The organism is Micromonospora sp. NPDC050187 (assembly GCF_044459745.1).
Taxonomy (GTDB): Bacteria; Actinomycetota; Actinomycetes; order Mycobacteriales; family Micromonosporaceae; genus Micromonospora.
Genome location: NZ_JBITJH010000007.1, coordinates 26,780 through 41,516 on the forward strand (window position 1 = coordinate 26,780; position 14,737 = coordinate 41,516).

At 73.4% G+C, this 14,737-nt stretch carries 13 protein-coding genes; 9 read left to right on the top strand and 4 right to left on the bottom strand.

Annotation, left to right across the window (positions count from 1 at the left end; translation table 11 throughout):
* Nucleotides 1-66: 66 nt before the first annotated feature.
* From fdxA to ACIBJE_RS13470, 5 genes are read left to right on the top strand one after another with little or no spacing between them, the layout of a single operon-like run.
* Complete coding sequence (gene fdxA / locus ACIBJE_RS13450; protein WP_172900297.1) at nt 67-393, top strand: ferredoxin; 327 nt, start codon at nt 67-69, stop codon at nt 391-393.
* Nucleotides 390-1,505 (top strand): succinyldiaminopimelate transaminase, encoded by a 1,116-nt coding sequence (gene dapC, locus ACIBJE_RS13455; protein WP_396748166.1) that lies wholly within the window; start codon nt 390-392, stop codon nt 1,503-1,505. The genes fdxA and dapC overlap by 4 nt, the downstream gene beginning before the upstream one ends.
* Before the next feature lie 46 nt (nt 1,506-1,551).
* Nucleotides 1,552-2,592, top strand: a complete 1,041-nt coding sequence (locus ACIBJE_RS13460; RefSeq protein ID WP_396747711.1) for a prephenate dehydrogenase — start codon at nt 1,552-1,554, stop codon at nt 2,590-2,592.
* 9 nt (nt 2,593-2,601) lie between these two features.
* Entirely contained in the window at nt 2,602-3,249 is a 648-nt protein-coding gene (locus tag ACIBJE_RS13465) for an SIMPL domain-containing protein (RefSeq protein WP_396747714.1), read from the top strand.
* Nucleotides 3,249-3,920: a nucleoside/nucleotide kinase family protein gene (locus ACIBJE_RS13470; protein ID WP_396747717.1), complete on the top strand. Its 672-nt coding sequence runs from the start codon at nt 3,249-3,251 to the stop codon at nt 3,918-3,920. The genes ACIBJE_RS13465 and ACIBJE_RS13470 overlap by 1 nt, the downstream gene beginning before the upstream one ends.
* On the opposite strand, the gene ACIBJE_RS13475 is transcribed toward ACIBJE_RS13470, so the two are convergent.
* The gene (locus tag ACIBJE_RS13475; RefSeq protein ID WP_396747720.1) at nt 3,897-6,434 is read right to left on the bottom strand and encodes a hypothetical protein; all 2,538 of its coding nucleotides are present in this window, start codon (nt 6,432-6,434) and stop codon (nt 3,897-3,899) included. The two genes, ACIBJE_RS13470 and ACIBJE_RS13475, sit on opposite strands and share 24 nt — an antisense overlap.
* 104 nt (nt 6,435-6,538) lie before the next feature.
* Entirely contained in the window at nt 6,539-7,096 is a 558-nt protein-coding gene (locus ACIBJE_RS13480; RefSeq protein ID WP_396747723.1) for a sugar O-acetyltransferase, read from the bottom strand.
* A gap of 160 nt (nt 7,097-7,256) precedes the next feature.
* Between ACIBJE_RS13480 and ACIBJE_RS13485 the strand changes: the two genes are divergently transcribed.
* Nucleotides 7,257-10,586: a S8 family serine peptidase gene (locus ACIBJE_RS13485; RefSeq protein ID WP_396747726.1), complete on the top strand. Its 3,330-nt coding sequence runs from the start codon at nt 7,257-7,259 to the stop codon at nt 10,584-10,586.
* A gap of 50 nt (nt 10,587-10,636) precedes the next feature.
* Here the strand turns inward: ACIBJE_RS13485 and dapD are convergent, their stop codons facing one another.
* Nucleotides 10,637-11,596, bottom strand: a complete 960-nt coding sequence (dapD, locus tag ACIBJE_RS13490; RefSeq protein ID WP_396747729.1) for a 2,3,4,5-tetrahydropyridine-2,6-dicarboxylate N-succinyltransferase — start codon at nt 11,594-11,596, stop codon at nt 10,637-10,639.
* A 79-nt stretch (nt 11,597-11,675) separates the two neighbouring features.
* Here dapD and dapE point away from each other — a divergent pair, with 79 nt between their 5' ends.
* Nucleotides 11,676-12,749 (top strand): succinyl-diaminopimelate desuccinylase, encoded by a 1,074-nt coding sequence (dapE, locus tag ACIBJE_RS13495; RefSeq protein WP_396747732.1) that lies wholly within the window; start codon nt 11,676-11,678, stop codon nt 12,747-12,749.
* Between the two features lie 138 nt (nt 12,750-12,887).
* Here the strand turns inward: dapE and ACIBJE_RS13500 are convergent, their stop codons facing one another.
* The gene (locus ACIBJE_RS13500) at nt 12,888-13,049 is read right to left on the bottom strand and encodes a hypothetical protein (protein ID WP_396747735.1); all 162 of its coding nucleotides are present in this window, start codon (nt 13,047-13,049) and stop codon (nt 12,888-12,890) included.
* Between the two features lie 191 nt (nt 13,050-13,240).
* Between ACIBJE_RS13500 and ACIBJE_RS13505 the strand changes: the two genes are divergently transcribed.
* A complete protein-coding gene (locus ACIBJE_RS13505; protein ID WP_396747738.1) occupies nt 13,241-14,092 on the top strand; it encodes a TIGR00730 family Rossman fold protein in 852 nt (283 codons plus the stop codon).
* Between the two features lie 4 nt (nt 14,093-14,096).
* Complete coding sequence (locus ACIBJE_RS13510; protein WP_396747741.1) at nt 14,097-14,660, top strand: TIGR00730 family Rossman fold protein; 564 nt, start codon at nt 14,097-14,099, stop codon at nt 14,658-14,660.
* Nucleotides 14,661-14,737: the final 77 nt, after the last annotated feature.

Sequence of the window (14,737 nt, forward strand, 5' to 3'; positions counted from 1 at the left end):
CCCGGCGAGATACTAGGCTCTTACCGTCGCGGCGGATCGCGACGCGTCTTGCGGAGGAGAAGACCGGTGACCTACATCATCGCCGAACCGTGCGTGGATGTACTCGACAAGGCATGCATCGAGGAGTGCCCGGTCGACTGCATCTACGAGGGCAACCGGATGCTCTACATCCACCCCGACGAGTGCGTCGACTGTGGTGCCTGTGAGCCGGTCTGCCCGGTCGAGGCGATCTTCTACGAGGACGACGTCCCGGAGAACTGGAAGGACTACACCTCGGCGAACTACGAGTTCTTCGAGGACCTCGGCTCCCCGGGCGGCGCCTCCAAGATCGGCAAAATCGAGAAGGACGCCACCTTCGTGGCCGCCCAGCCGCCACGCGGAGAGGGCCACTGAACCGGCCCGCGCCCGTCTCGTCGCGGCTGCCCGAATTCACCTGGGACACCCTGGACGCCGCGGCCGCCCTGGCCGCGGCGCATCCGGACGGGATGATCAACCTCTCCATCGGCACCCCGGTCGATCCGGTGCCCGAGGTGATCCGTCGGGCCCTGGCGGACGCGTCCGACGCACCCGGGTACCCGCTCACCGCGGGTACCCCCGCCCTGCGCGGGGCCATCGCTGCCTGGGTGGGGCGCACGTGCGGGGCAGCCGACGGGTTCGGCGTGCTGCCGACGATCGGCTCCAAGGAGATGGTCGCCTGGCTGCCGACCCTGCTCGGCATCGGACCGGGTGACGTGGTCGTGGTGCCGTCGATCTGCTACCCCACCTACTCCGACGGGGTCCGACTGGTCGGTGCCAGCGAGGTGCGGACCGACTCGCTGACCGCCGTCGGGCCGACCTCCCGGGTGCGCCTCGTCTGGGTGAACTCGCCGGCCAACCCGACCGGCCGGGTGCTGCCCGCCGCGCACCTGCGCAAGGTGGTCGACTGGGCGCGTGAGCGGGGCGCGGTCGTGGCCAGCGACGAGTGCTACCTGCCGCTGGGCTGGTCCGCCGACGCCGAACCGGTGTCGGTGCTCTCGCCCGAGGTCTGCGGCGGCTCGTACGAGGGTGTCCTCGCCGTGCACTCGCTCTCCAAGCGGTCGAACCTCGCCGGATACCGGGCCGGGCTGGTCGCCGGGGACCCGACCCTGGTCGCCGAGCTGCTCAAGGTCCGTAAGCACGCCGGCATGATCGTGCCGGCACCGGTGCAGGCCGCGATGGTGGCGGCGTTGACCGACGACCGGCACGCCGACGAGCAGCGGGAACGCTACCGCGCTCGGCGGGAGGCGCTGCTCGCCGCGTTCACCGGGGCGGGGTTCACCGTCGAGCACTCCGAGGCCGGGCTCTACCTCTGGCTCAGCCGGGGTGGCGAGGAGTGCTGGCAGACCGTCGACTGGCTGGCCCGGCGGGGCATCCTGGCCGCTGCGGGGGCGCTCTACGGGCCCGCTGGCAGCCACCACGTCCGGATCGCGTTCACCGCCTCCGACGAGCAGGTCGCCGCGGTTCCCGGCCGACTCGCCGAGGCCTAGGTCGGGTCGGTTCGGACCCGCACCGAGCGGAACCCGAGGTACGCAGATGGTGGCAAGCCCCGGCACGCGGCCCCGGGTCGCGGTGGTCGGCACCGGTCTGATCGGTGGTTCGATCCTGCTCGGGCTGCACCGGGCCGGACTCGACGTGGCCGGCTGGGATCCGGACCCGGCGACCCGGCAGGCGGTTCGCGACGCCGGAGTGACCTGCCCCGACGAACTGACCGCAGCGGTGGACGACCGGTCGGTGGTCTTCCTCTGCGGCCCGCTGCCGACCCTGTCGGAGACGTTGCGCACCGTCGCCGCGGCGACCGGTGCGGACTGCGTCCTCACCGACGTGGGCAGCACCAAGGGCACGGTGGCGGAGTTCGCCGCCGCACACGGGCTGACCGACCGCTTCGTACCGGGTCACCCGATGGCCGGCACCGACCGGGCCGGCATCGGCGCGGCCGTGCCCGACCTGTTCGACGGCGCGGCCTGGGTGCTCTGCCCGACCCCGGACGGCCTGCCCGCGTTCCGTCGGCTCGCCACCCTGCTGGTGACGGTCTTCGCGGCCCGGGTGGTGCCGATGGCGCCGGACGAGCACGACGCGGTGGCGGCACTCGCCTCGCACGTGCCGCACCTGCTGGCCGGGGCGCTGGCCGGGGCGGCCGGCCGGTCCGTGCTGCGGGACGCCGTGCTGGCCCTGGCGGCCGGGAGCTTCCGGGACGGCACCCGGGTGGCCGGCACCCCGGCCGAGCGGACGGCGAACATGCTGCTCGGCAACCGGGATCACGTCCTGCGGGAGCTGGCCGCCGTCCGGGCCTTCCTGGACGAGCTGGCCGCCGCGCTCGCCGACGCCGACGCCGAGGCGCTCACCGCCGGCCACCGGGAGGCCCGCGCCACCCGGACGGCCCTGTACGACCGCGGGTTCACCGCCTCCCGGCACGACTTCCCGACCACTGCCGGAGCGGCCGGGCCGGGTGCCGACGAGCTGGGATTCTTGCTCGCACTGGGAGCCGCCGGTGGGTACCTCGGCGACTGCCGGGTCACCGGAAAGGCCGTGCGGTACACCGCGCACCGGCCGGCAGGGTCGACGGCGCGCGGTTAGGGTGAGCACATGGTGGACGGACCGGTGGTGACGGTGCGCGGCGAGGCGTACCGGGAGGTGGCGCCCGAGATCGCCCGCTTCACGGTGACCGCGCTGGCCCGGGACAAGGACCGTGAGGTCACCCTGACCCGGCTGGCCGAGCGGGCCGCCGCGATCCGGGTGCTGCTCGACGGCCACGGTCCGACGGTGGACCGCCGCGAGACCGGTGAGCTGCGGGTCCGTCCCGAGTTGAAGCGTTCCGGCGAGCGGGTGGTCGCGTACCACGGCAGCGTCACCACCACGGTCACGGTCACCGACTTCGCCGCCCTCGGTGAACTGATGCTCCGCCTGGCCGACCAGGACCAGGTCTCCGTCGCCGGCCCGTGGTGGTCGCTGCGGCCGGACAGCCCGGTGCACCGGGAGGCGCGGCAGGCCGCCATCGCCGAGGCGCTGGGCCGGGCCCGGGAGTACGCCGAGGCGCTCGGTGCCCGGGTGACCGGCCTGATCGAACTCTCCGACTCCGGGATGGCCGCCCAGCCGATGACGTTCCGGGCGGCCGGCTTCACCGGCACGCCGGAGGCGGGTGGCGGCCCCGAGATCGACCTCGACCCGCAGCAGCAGACCGTGCAGGCCGCCGTCGAGGCACGGTTCGCGATCAGCGAGCCGGACCTGGGCTGATGCCCCGACAGTCCGCACCTGGACCGGTCCCGGCCCGGGAGTGCCCGGTCGACGACCTGGTGGCCCGGGCCCGGGAGTTGGCCGCCGCCGGCCCCCGACAGCTGCTCGGCATCGCCGGTGCACCCGGGGCGGGAAAGTCGACCCTCGCCGAGCGGATCGTCGCCGGGGTCGGCCCGACCGCCCGGCTGGTGCCGATGGATGGTTTCCACCTGGCCCAGGCGGAACTGCACCGGCTCGGTTTGGCCGACCGCAAGGGGGCGGTGGACACCTTCGACGCGTACGGCTACGCGGCGTTGCTGCGCCGGCTCCACCGCCTGGAGCCGGTCGCCGTCTACGCGCCGGCCTTCCACCGGGACATCGAGGAACCGGTCGCCGGGTCGATCGCGGTGCCGCCCTGGGTGACGCTCGTGGTGACCGAGGGCAACTATCTGCTCCTCCCCGACGACCCGTGGGACGAGGTACGCACCCTGCTGCACGACGCCTGGTTCCTCGACCTCGACGCCGAGCTGCGGCTGAGCCGGCTCACCGACCGGCACGTCGCGTACGGCCGGTCGCCGGCCGAGGCGGAACGCTGGGCGCGCGGGTCCGACGAGGCCAACGCGGCCCTGGTGGCCGGCACCGCGCACCGCGCCGACCTGGTGGTCCGGCTAGCCGACCCCTTCCCGGGGTGACGGCACGACCCCACGCAGCAGCCCGACCACCCGCTCCCGTTCGACGAGGAACTCCGGGGACTCCGGGTATCCGCCGTGGCTGCGGATCGGCGGGTCGACGACCTCTCCGCCGGTCGGGTGCAGCCCCTCCGGGTCCCGCACGCTGACCTGCCGGTGGGCGGCGGGCACCGGCCAGCCCAACGGGTCGGTCTCCCGCCAGAAGTTCGTCCAGCCGGCCCGGCCGTGCCGGTCGGTGAGCGCCTCGGCCAGCACCGGCAGCCGGTGGGGGCCGAAGTACGCCGGGAAGACCCGCCCGTAGAGCCGGGTCAGCTGGCAGCCGTACGAGAAGAACCGGACCCGGCGCCGCCAGCGGGCCGGCAGTTGGAGGAGCACGGCCGCGCAGATCACCGCGCCCTGGCTGTGCCCGGAGAGGATGATGCCCGCCATCCGGCGCGGGTCGTCCTCGGGCAGGGCCAGCAGGCCGGCGGTACGGGTCTGCAACTCCGGTACGGCCCGTTCGGCGTAGCTGGGCGGGGCGAACGGGTGGGCGGCCCGGGGCCAGAACGTGCCGACGTCCCAGAGCACGCCGACCGACCGCCGGACGGTGTCGTTGCGGTACACCAGCAGGCCGAGCGTCGCGACCACCACGGGCAGCCAGCCGAGGAGCCGGTCCCCGGCGTCGGTCGCCCCGTCGACCAGCACCGACCAGCCGCTGTCCGACGTACGGTGGGGGTTGGCCCCGGAGAGTGCGGCGACGCAGCCGAGCGCGGCGAGGACGAGCAGCGCGGTGCCGCCCCACCCGACGAGCGGGATCGCGTGTTCGCCGACGAGCCGGTGCAGCGCGCGGAACGTGCTCACGTCCCGGCAGCGGCGCAGGTCGTGGGCGGAGAGCCGGCGGCTGGGCGTGCGGAGGCGCTGGTACTCCCGCCGGCGCAGCCGGGCGAAGAGAACCCCGGCGTGGACGGCGGTGCCGAGGACGACCAGCAGTGAGCCGCCGAACACCAGCCCGGCCCAGGTCACCGGCACCGGTGGGACGACGGCGACCCGGTCGGCGGGGTTGAGCCGGTTGCCGACCCAGTACATCGCCCCCGTGCAGTACGCCACCGCCAGCAACCAGCCGAGTCCGGCGATCAGCATCGGGCCCCGGCCGCCCCAGGCCAACCCGGTGTGCCCGGCCCCGGGCGGATCGGCCGGGGTGGCGCGGGGGAGGAGGAGCCCGGTGCCGGCCACCGCGACCGCCGGGCCCACCAGCATCCACAGGTCCAGCCCTTCGGGTGGGGTGGGCAGCCCGGGTAGCCAGCCGGACATCCAGGCGACCCCGGCCACCAGGGCGAGCGCCGCGCCGGCCGGGGCGACGAGCGCCCGCCGCCCCGAGCGGGACACCGCGCCGATCGCGACCAGCAGGAACAACTGCCCGACGCCCCACCCGGCGATCACCCCGTCGTAGCCGGGCAGGGAGCGGTCGGCGCGACAGCCGGATACGTCCGGCGCGGCGGCGCAGCCCTGTGGCGGGCGCAACTCGGCGAGGGGGATGCCGGCCGGGCCGTCGGGCAGGAACAGGAGCGTGAAGGTGCCGGCCAGCCCACCCAGCGTGCTGATCACGACCAGGGCGCTGTACGGCCCGAGCGGGGTCCGTCCGCCCCGTCGGGTGAGGTAGGGGCGGCCGAGAGCCACCACGGCCACCGCCACCGGGAGCACCAGCAGGGTCACGGTGAGGCCGGCGAGGGCGGCCCGTGGTCCCGCCGGCGGGTCCATGATCAGCACCGCGCCGAGCGGCACCGCCGCCGCGACGGCCGTGCCGGTGCAGAGGTGCAGCACGGCGGCCCGCCGCAGCTGCCCCTCGCCGCACCAGAAGGTGGGGTCCTGCAACGGGTTGACCATCGGCACCCCGACCGGGGGGACGACGCCCGGCCCGACCGGCATCTCCGCCTCGTACTGGTAGGTGCGCCAGCTCAGCAGCCCGACCAGCGCGATCAGGGCGAGCGGCACCAGCAGCCCGACGGCGAGCGCGTGCGCGTCCTCGCTCCACCAGCCGTGCGCGAGGAACTCCCAGGGGCCGGGCAACCGGCGCAGGCAGCTCCGGTCCACGCACTGCCAACCGATCAGGTCGACCCCGACACCGGTGGCCGCGAGGACCAGGGTGCCGGTCAGGCTGAGGCAGAACAGCCGGATCAGCCAGCCGGCGACGCCGGCGCGACCGGACCACCGTTCCCGGTCCGGGTCGGCGGGAATCTCCGGCCGGGCGTGCAGCGCGACGTTGGCGAGGGTGAACGGGAGCAGCACCGTCCAGAGTGCCCGTTCGATGTCCCGCGCGGTCCGCGCGCCCGAGGTCAGCCGACCCCAGCTGTACGCCTCGACGGTGACCGGCTCCTCCGGGTCGGACGCGGGGTGGCGGTAGAAGCCGGTGACCTCGCCCCCGGCGACGAGCCACGGCTGCGGAGCCGGCTCGCCCGGCTCCGGCAGCAGGCCCAGCAGCTCGTCCGGCGGCGTGTTCGACACGCCGTGTACGCGCAGTTCGAGCACCCGACCAGCCATCGCCTGCCTCCCGGTGACCGTGTCACTACTCAGAGTGCTCCCGATGGGTCGGGTTGGGCCAGTAATTCTGGCCGTTTTTGCAGCTCAGGCCGGATATTTGTGAGTCATTCCAGGGTGCGGACCGGTCGGGCGGGGTTACCGACCGCCACCACGTTCGGCGGGAGGTCCCGGGTGACCACCGCGCCGGCGCCCACCACCGTGTTGTCGCCGACGGTGACCCCGGCGAGCACGATCACGCCGCCGCCGAGCCAGACGTTGTCGCCGATGACGATCGGCTGCGCCGCCTCCCACTTGTCGCGGCGGGGCCCCGGTTCCACCGGGTGGGTGGCGGTGAGCAACTGCACGTTCGGTCCGATCTGCACGTCCGCGCCGATGGTGATCGGGGCGACGTCCAGGAAGACCGCGTTGAAGTTCACGAAGCCGCGTGGCCCGATGGTGATCCGGGAGCCGTAGTCGCAATAGAACGGCGGCCGGATCCAGGTGCCTTCACCGACCTCGCCGAGCAGTTCGCGAAGCGCGGCGAGCCGGCCCTCGGGGTCGTCCGCGCGGCTGCCGTTGAACCGTTCCATGCCGATGGCGGCCCGGTTCAGCTCGGCGAGGATCTCGGGGTCGTCCGCCTGGTACAGCTCACCGGCGAGCATGCGTTCTCTCATCGACGTCACGGGTCGAGCATGCCGCAGCGACGGCCGGGCCAGGAAGGCAACGTCCGGTTGCCGCGTTTCTGGTCAGATCAAGGACACTTTGGGTGGATTCGGTGTGGAAACGTGAGGGCCGCCCTGTCGACGTCATCGGCGTCGACAAAACGCTCCTTGAGGAGGCCGCGTGCCACGAACAGGGAAAACCGTCGGTGCCGGGCTGGTCCTGGGTCTGCTGCTCGGCGCAGCCGCAGCCGCGCCGCCCGCGTCGTCCGCGATCGGTCCCGGACCGACCGTGCCTCCGGCGCCCGTCCCGGCGTCGGCCATGAGCGCCGGGCGTCCGGTCACGGTCACGCTGCTCACCGGCGACGAGGTCACGGTCGCCGGGGGCACCGCGGTCAGCGTCCGTCCGGGCCCCGGGCGGGCCGGCATGACCTTCGTGACCCGGCGGACGGGGGACCACCTCACCGTCCTTCCCCGGGACGCGGTGCACCTGGTCCGTTCCGGTCGGGTGGACCAGCGGCTCTTCGACGTCACCGAACTGGTCTCCGTCGGGTACGACGACGGCCGGCGGAACACCCTGCCGCTGTTGGTGCGGTACCGGGGCGGAACGGACCGGAAGGGCCTGTCCGTCGCCGGCGCCCGGGTGACCCGGGACCTGCCGGCCATCGGCGGCGCGGCGGTCGAGGCCACGAAGGACCGGGCCGCCGCCGTCTGGACGGCGCTCACCACCGGCACGGCCGGAAACCGGGTCGACACGGCGGGGGGCGTCGACCGGATCTGGCTGGACGGCCGGCGTCGGGTGAGCCTGGACCGGAGCGTGGCCCAGATCGGCGCTCCGGAGGCGCACCGCGACGGGTGGACCGGTCGGGGCGTACGGGTGGCGGTGCTCGACACCGGCGTCGACGCCACGCATCCGGACCTGGCCGGCCGGGTCGCGGAGAACCGCAACTTCACCGAGACCGCCGACCCCGACGACACGGTCGGGCACGGCACCCACGTCGCGTCGATCATCGCCGGCACCGGAGCCGCCGCCGGCGGGTACCGCGGCGTCGCGCCGGACGCCACCCTGCTCTCCGGCAAGGTGTGCGAGAGCAACTTCTGCACCGAGTCGGCGATCCTGGCCGGCATGCAGTGGGCTGCGGTCGAGCAGCAGGCCGCCGTGGTCAACCTGAGCCTGGGCGGCCAGGACACCCCGCAGGTCGACCCGCTGGAGGAGGCGGTCGGGACGCTCACCGCCCAGACCGGTGTGCTGTTCGTGATCTCCGCCGGCAACGACGGTTCCCACGCCTCGGTCAGCTCACCGGGCAGCGCGGACGCGGCGTTGACCGTCGGCGCGGTGGACCGCGCGGACGACCTCGCCGATTTCTCCAGCCAGGGCCCCCGCCCATACGACGAGGGAATCAAGCCCGACGTCACCGCACCGGGTGTCGGCATCGTCGCGGCACGGGCCGCGAAGGGGCAGATCGGCGACCCGGTCGGGGAGCGCCACGTGAGCCTCTCCGGTACCTCGATGGCTGCCCCGCACGTGGCCGGCGCGGCGGCCATCCTGGCCCAGCAGCGTCCCGACGCGGACGCGGGCCAGCTCAAGGCCCTCCTGATGGCCTCGGCGCGGGCGCATCCGGAGCAGACGGTCTTCCAGCAGGGCGCCGGCCGGGTCGACGTGGCCACGGCCGTCGACCAGCGGATCACCAGCGAACCGTCCAGCGTCTCGTTCGGCCGGACCACGTGGCCGCACCACGACGACACTCCGGTCGTCCGGTCGGTGACGTACCGTAACGCCGGCGACAGCCCGGTGACCCTGCACCTGACCATCGAGGTCACCGGCCCCGACGGCGAGCCCGCGCCGGCCGGCATGTTCCGCCTCGGCGCGGACCGGGTGACCGTTCCGGCTGGTGGTCGGGCGGAGGTGACGGTCAGCGCCGACACGAGCGTGGACGGTGTGGACGGTCACCACACCGGTCGGCTCGTGGCCCGCTCCGACACCGGCACGGTGGCGACCCCGCTGGCCGTTCACCGGGAGGTGGAGAGCTACCAGTTGACCGTCGAGATCCTCGACGACACCGGGGCGCGCGCGAACGACCACTGGACCCAGCTCTACGGCCTCGACCAGTGGCACGCGCAGGAACTCCACGGCACCGGCGAGGTGATCAAGGTCCGGGTCCCGAAGGGCCGCTACGGGCTGGCCAGCGCCATCTTCGCCGATGACCTGGGCGGCTTCGCCCTGCTCGCCCAGCCGGAACTGACCCTCGACCGGGACACCCGGATCACCGTCGACGCGCGGCGGACCGGTCCGGTCCGGATGGCCGTGCCCGAGGCGTCCGCCGTACCGGCGCTGCTGGACGTCACCGTGCACTTCACCGCCGACCACGGCTCCTACGGCTACGGTGTCGGGGGCGACGACTTCACCGGTGTCCGGACCGGCCGGGTCGGCGGAAGCACCTCGGCGGAGCGGTTCGTCAGCTCGATCGCCAGCCAGTGGGTCCATGGCGAGGCGGAGGTCAGCCCGTACCTGTACGCGCTGAGCGAGACGTTCGGCGGCACGGTGCCGACCGGGTTCGTCCGGGACTACCGTCGGCGTGACCTGGCCGCCGTCGACCAACGGTTCCACGGCGACCCCGCAGTCGATGCGGACCGGGTGGTCTTCCCCCGGCAGGAGGGAATCGGCTTCGCCACGGCGGTCGGGCTGCCCACGGCCCTGCCGGGTAGCCGGGTCGAGTACCTCAACGCCGCTGCCGGGCTGCGCTGGTGGTCGATCCTGGAGACCGGGGAACGCACCGACCACGGTTGGTTGGAGAACGGCGCGACGCACTTCTCGGAACCGGTCGCCTACCGGGCGGGTCGCTCCTACCGGGACGAGTGGAACGGCGCACCGTTCGGGCCGGCCCTTCCCGGGCCGGACACGGGCATCACCCGGTACGGCGACACCATCGTCGTCGAAATCCCGGTGCACGGCGACGCGCGCGGCCACGGCGGCTATTCGGCCGCCGACACGGAACGGACGGTGCTGTACCGCGACGGCAAGCTGGTCGGGGAGAGCCCGTCCGCCGGGTCCGGCATGTTCGTCGTCCCGCCGGAACCCGCCGAGTACCGGTTGGAGGTGTTCGCGGCCCGGGACTTCACCGACCTGAGCACCGAGGTGGCCGCCAGTTGGACGTTCCGTTCCGCGCGCGTGCCCGGTGACGCCCCGGTCGAACAACCGACGATGGCGGTCCGCTTCGCGCCGAGGCTGGACGACGCCGGAACCGCCCCGGCCGGGCAGCTCTGGACGATCCCGGTGACGGTCGAACGGCAGTCGGGAGCACCGGCGGCCACGGTGACCGCGCTGACCGTGGACGTCTCGTACGACGGGGGCGACAGTTGGCAGCCGACGCGGCTGCGGAAGCAGGGCACCGGCTGGGTGGCCACCGTCCGGCACCCGTCCGGGCCGGGCTGGGTGTCGTTGCGGGCCAGCGCCAACGGCAGTGACGGCAGCCTGGTGACCCAGCGGATCACGCAGGCGTACCGGCTCGGGTGAGGCGGCCCCGCCCCGGCCCGTGGGATCGCCACGGGCTGGGGCGGGCCGGTTCAGTCGTTGGCGTGCAGGGCCGCGTTCAGGGCGATGCCCTGCCCGGTGCGCGGACGGGCCTCCAGCGCGCCGGTCACCGAGTTGCGCAGGAACAGCAGCCCGTCGACGCCGGAGAGCTCACGGGCCTTGACCACCCGACCGTCCGGCAGCGTGATCTTCGCCGCAGCGGTGACGTAGCAGCCGGCCTCGACCACGCAGTCGTCGCCGAGCGAGACGCCGACTCCGGCGTTCGCTCCGATCAGGCTCCGCTCGCCGATGCTGATCCGGTCGGTGCCGCCGCCGGAGAGGGTACCCATGATCGACGCGCCGCCGCCGATGTCGGAGCCGTCCCCGACCACCACGCCCTGGACGATCCGCCCCTCCACCATCGAGGTGCCGAGCGTCCCGCCGTTGAAGTTGACGAAACCCTCGTGCATGACCGTGGTACCGGCGGCGAGGTGCGCGCCGAGCCGGACCCGGTCGGCGTCGGCGATCCGCACCCCGGACGGCACCACGTAGTCGGTCATCCGGGGGAACTTGTCCACCCCGTACACGGCCAGGTGGCGGCCGGCGGCCCGCTCGATCACCCGCAGCTCGTCCACCCGGTCCGGCGGGCACGGCCCGGCCGACGTCCAGGCCACGTTCGCCAACTTGCCGAAGATACCGTCCAGGTTGAGGCCGTTCGGCCGGACCAGGCGGTGGGAGAGCAGGTGCAGCCGCAGGTACGCGTCGGCGGCATCCTTGATCGGGTCGTCCAGCGAGCCGAGCACGGTGACCACCTCGACGGTGCGCAGACCCGGCAGGGCCCGCTCGCCGATCGCGCCGGGCGGCAGGTCCAGCACGTCAGCCTTCTCCTCACCGGGCACCAGGGGCAGCTCACCGAGGCCGAGCTTGCCGGTCGGGTACCAGGTGTCGAGGACCTGGTCGTCGGCGGTGACGGTGGCCACCCCGATGCCCCAGGCAGACTGTGCGGACGTCACTGTTCCACCCTCCGTTCACGGCCGGCGGGCTCGCACGCTCACTGCCGGCTCCTTCCGCCCTGACGGTACCGTGCGAACCATGGAGAACCCGCTGACCCCCGAGGTCCTCGCCGATCCGGTGGCGTTGACCCGTGCCCTGGTAGACATCGAGTCCGTGTCCCTGAACGAGAAGGCGATCGCCGACTGTGTCGAGCAGGTGCTGCGGGCGGTCCCGCACCTGACCACCCACCGGTACGGCAACACGGTGATGGCCCGTACGGAGCTGGGTCGCGCACAGCGGGTGGTGCTCGCCGGTCACCTGGACACCGTCCCGCTGAACGGGAACTTCCCGTCCAGCATGCGCGGCGACCTGATGTACGGCTGCGGTACCTCCGACATGAAGTCCGGGGTGGCGTACGCGCTGCACCTCGCGGTGACCCTGCCCGACCCCCGGTACGACGTCACGTACTTCTTCTACGAGGGGGAGGAGATCGAGCAGAAGTACAACGGCCTGAACCTGGTCGCCGAGGCGCACCCGGAGTGGCTCCGGGCGGACTTCGCCGTGCTGCTCGAACCGACCTACGGCATCGTGGAGGCGGGCTGCCAGGGCACCATGCGGGCGATCGTCACCACGCACGGCGAGCGGGCCCACTCGGCCCGGTCCTGGCACGGGGTGAACGCGATCCACGGGGCCGGCGAGGTGCTGCGCCGGCTGGCCGGGTACGAGGCCCGTCGGGTCACCATCGACGGCTGCGCGTACCGGGAGGGGATGAACGCGGTCCGGATCTCCGGCGGGGTGGCCGGGAACGTCGTCCCGGACCGGTGCGACATCGAGGTCAACTACCGGTTCGCGCCGGACCGCGACCCGGCGGCGGCCGAGGCGCACCTGCGCGAGGTACTCGACGGTTTCGAGCTGGTGGTCACCGACATGGCGGCCGGGGCGGCACCGGGGCTGGACGCGCCGGCGGCGCGGGAGTTCCTGGCGGCGGTCGGCGCGGCACCGATCGGCAAGCTGGGCTGGACGGACGTGGCCCGGTTCGCGGCGATGGGCATCCCGGCGCTGAACTTCGGCCCGGGCGACCCGAACCTGGCGCACCACAAGGACGAGCACGTCGAGATTTCCAAGATCCGCGACGGAGCGGCGACCCTGCACCGTTGGCTGGCCCCGGCCTGACCCACCGCCGACCCGGCCCCGGTCTGACCCGCGCCCCGGCGGGGTGACCAGGAGACGACCTGGTCACTCCCGGGGCGGTCGGTCAGCTGTCGTGCGCGGTCACCCCCCGGTGCGCGCGGACAGTCGTCGTGCGGTCGGTCAGCCGTTGGTCAGTGCGGTGTCGATGTCCACCCGGGTCTCGGCCTCGCCGGTCGGCTCGACGGTCTGCAACTGACGGGCTCGGCGGCGCTCGGCCACCACGTCCCGGATCCGTCGCTGCATCTGCCGCCGGATCCGGATCCTCTCGTTGTTACTGATCACGCTGCTCCTCCCCCGAAGGCGCGCCCGGGGCATCCCCCGTGTGTGAATAGTAGGACGCACGTGCGACCGAATAAGTTGCCTTCGGGTGTCGGAAGATCGTCGGACTTGCCGCCGGCCGTCGTCACCGGCGACCGCGAGTCGCCGGCCGACCCTCCCGACCTGCGGCGCGGCACTCCACTACGGTGGCTTGCATGAGCCAGAGCAACGGACGGGACGCCGATCACGGGCCGGCCGAGGTACGTCACCGGGGCGCGGTGACGCTGCGCCGTCGGGCGCTGCCGACCAGCACCGCCGACGAGCGACTGCTCGACTCGCGGGGTCGGGCCGACTGGAAGACCAGGGACGCCTGGCGGGCGTTGCGGATCCTCTCCGAGTTCGTCGAGGGGTTCGACACGATGGCCGACCTGCCGTCGGCGGTGAGCGTCTTCGGCTCGGCCCGCAGCAAGCCGGACAGCGTCGAGTGCCAGATGGCCGAGCAGCTCGGCGCGGCGCTGGCCCGGGCCGGGTACGCCGTCATCACCGGCGGCGGACCGGGGGTGATGGAGGCGGCGAACCGGGGGGCCAGCGAGGCGGGCGGCCTCTCCGTCGGCCTCGGCATCGAGCTTCCCTTCGAACAGGGCCTCAACGACTGGGTCGACCTGGCCATCAACTTCCGGTACTTCTTCGCCCGCAAGACCATGTTCGTCAAGTACGCGCAGGCGTTCGTCGTCCTGCCCGGCGGCTTCGGCACCATGGACGAGCTCTTCGAGGCCCTGACCCTGGTGCAGACCGGCAAGGTGACCCGGTTCCCGGTGGTGCTGATGGGCACGGACTACTGGCGGGGGCTGCTCGACTGGCTGCGCGACACGATGGCCGCCGACGGCAAGATCGGCCCGGTGGACCTGGAACTGATCTGCCTCACCGACGACGTGGACGCGGCCGTCCGGCACATCGTCGAGGCCGAGGCGCAGCTCTCCGCCGAACAGGAGGCGATCCGCGAGGAGGCGGTCGCCCGTACCGCCGCCGACCAGCGGGCCGCGGCCGACGAGAGCCGGGAGGGCTGAGCCGGTGACCGCGATCGGGGTGTTCTGCGCCTCCTCCCGCACCCTCGACCAGCGTTGGCTGGACCTCGCCTTCGACACCGGGGCGGAGCTGGCCCGGCGGGGGCACACGCTGGTCAGCGGGGGCGGCTGCGTCGGCATGATGGGCGCGCTGGCCGACGGCGCGCGTTCCGGGGGCGGGCGGACCGTCGGGGTGATCCCGCAGGCGCTGGTCGACCTGGAGGTCGCCGACCTGGCGTCCGACGAACTGCTGGTCACCGACTCGATGGCCAGCCGCAAGACGGTGATGATCGAGCGCTCGGACGCCTTCCTCACCCTGCCCGGCGGGCTGGGCACGCTGGACGAGCTGTTCGAGGTGTGGACCACGGCCACCCTGGCGATGCACGACAAGCCGATGGTGCTGCTGGACACCGACGGCTTCTACCGTCCCCTGCTCGACTGGCTCACCACCCTCACCGACCAGCACTTCGTCAAGCCCGCCGGCCAGGATCTCCTCCTGGTCGCCCACACTCTCGGCGAAGCCCTGGACACCATCGACTCCCGCCTCCCCCTGACCCGCCGGCCCGCCTGACCACCCCATCCGCTCCTCCACGGGGTCGACGGGAACCGGTGGGGTGGACGGGGGGTGTGGTGGGGAAGGGGTGTCGG

Bases quoted from the DNA above. Each gene is read 5' to 3' on its own strand.
- ACIBJE_RS13460 (WP_396747711.1), top strand. From the start codon at position 1,552: ATGGTGGCAAGCCCCGGCACGCGGCCCCGGGTCGCGGTGGTCGGCACC.
- ACIBJE_RS13465 (WP_396747714.1), top strand. From the start codon at position 2,602: ATGGTGGACGGACCGGTGGTGACGGTGCGCGGCGAGGCGTACCGGGAG.
- ACIBJE_RS13470 (WP_396747717.1), top strand. From the start codon at position 3,249: ATGCCCCGACAGTCCGCACCTGGACCGGTCCCGGCCCGGGAGTGCCCG.
- ACIBJE_RS13475 (WP_396747720.1), bottom strand. From the start codon at position 6,434: ATGGCTGGTCGGGTGCTCGAACTGCGCGTACACGGCGTGTCGAACACG.
- dapE (WP_396747732.1), top strand. From the start codon at position 11,676: ATGGAGAACCCGCTGACCCCCGAGGTCCTCGCCGATCCGGTGGCGTTG.
- ACIBJE_RS13505 (WP_396747738.1), top strand. From the start codon at position 13,241: ATGAGCCAGAGCAACGGACGGGACGCCGATCACGGGCCGGCCGAGGTA.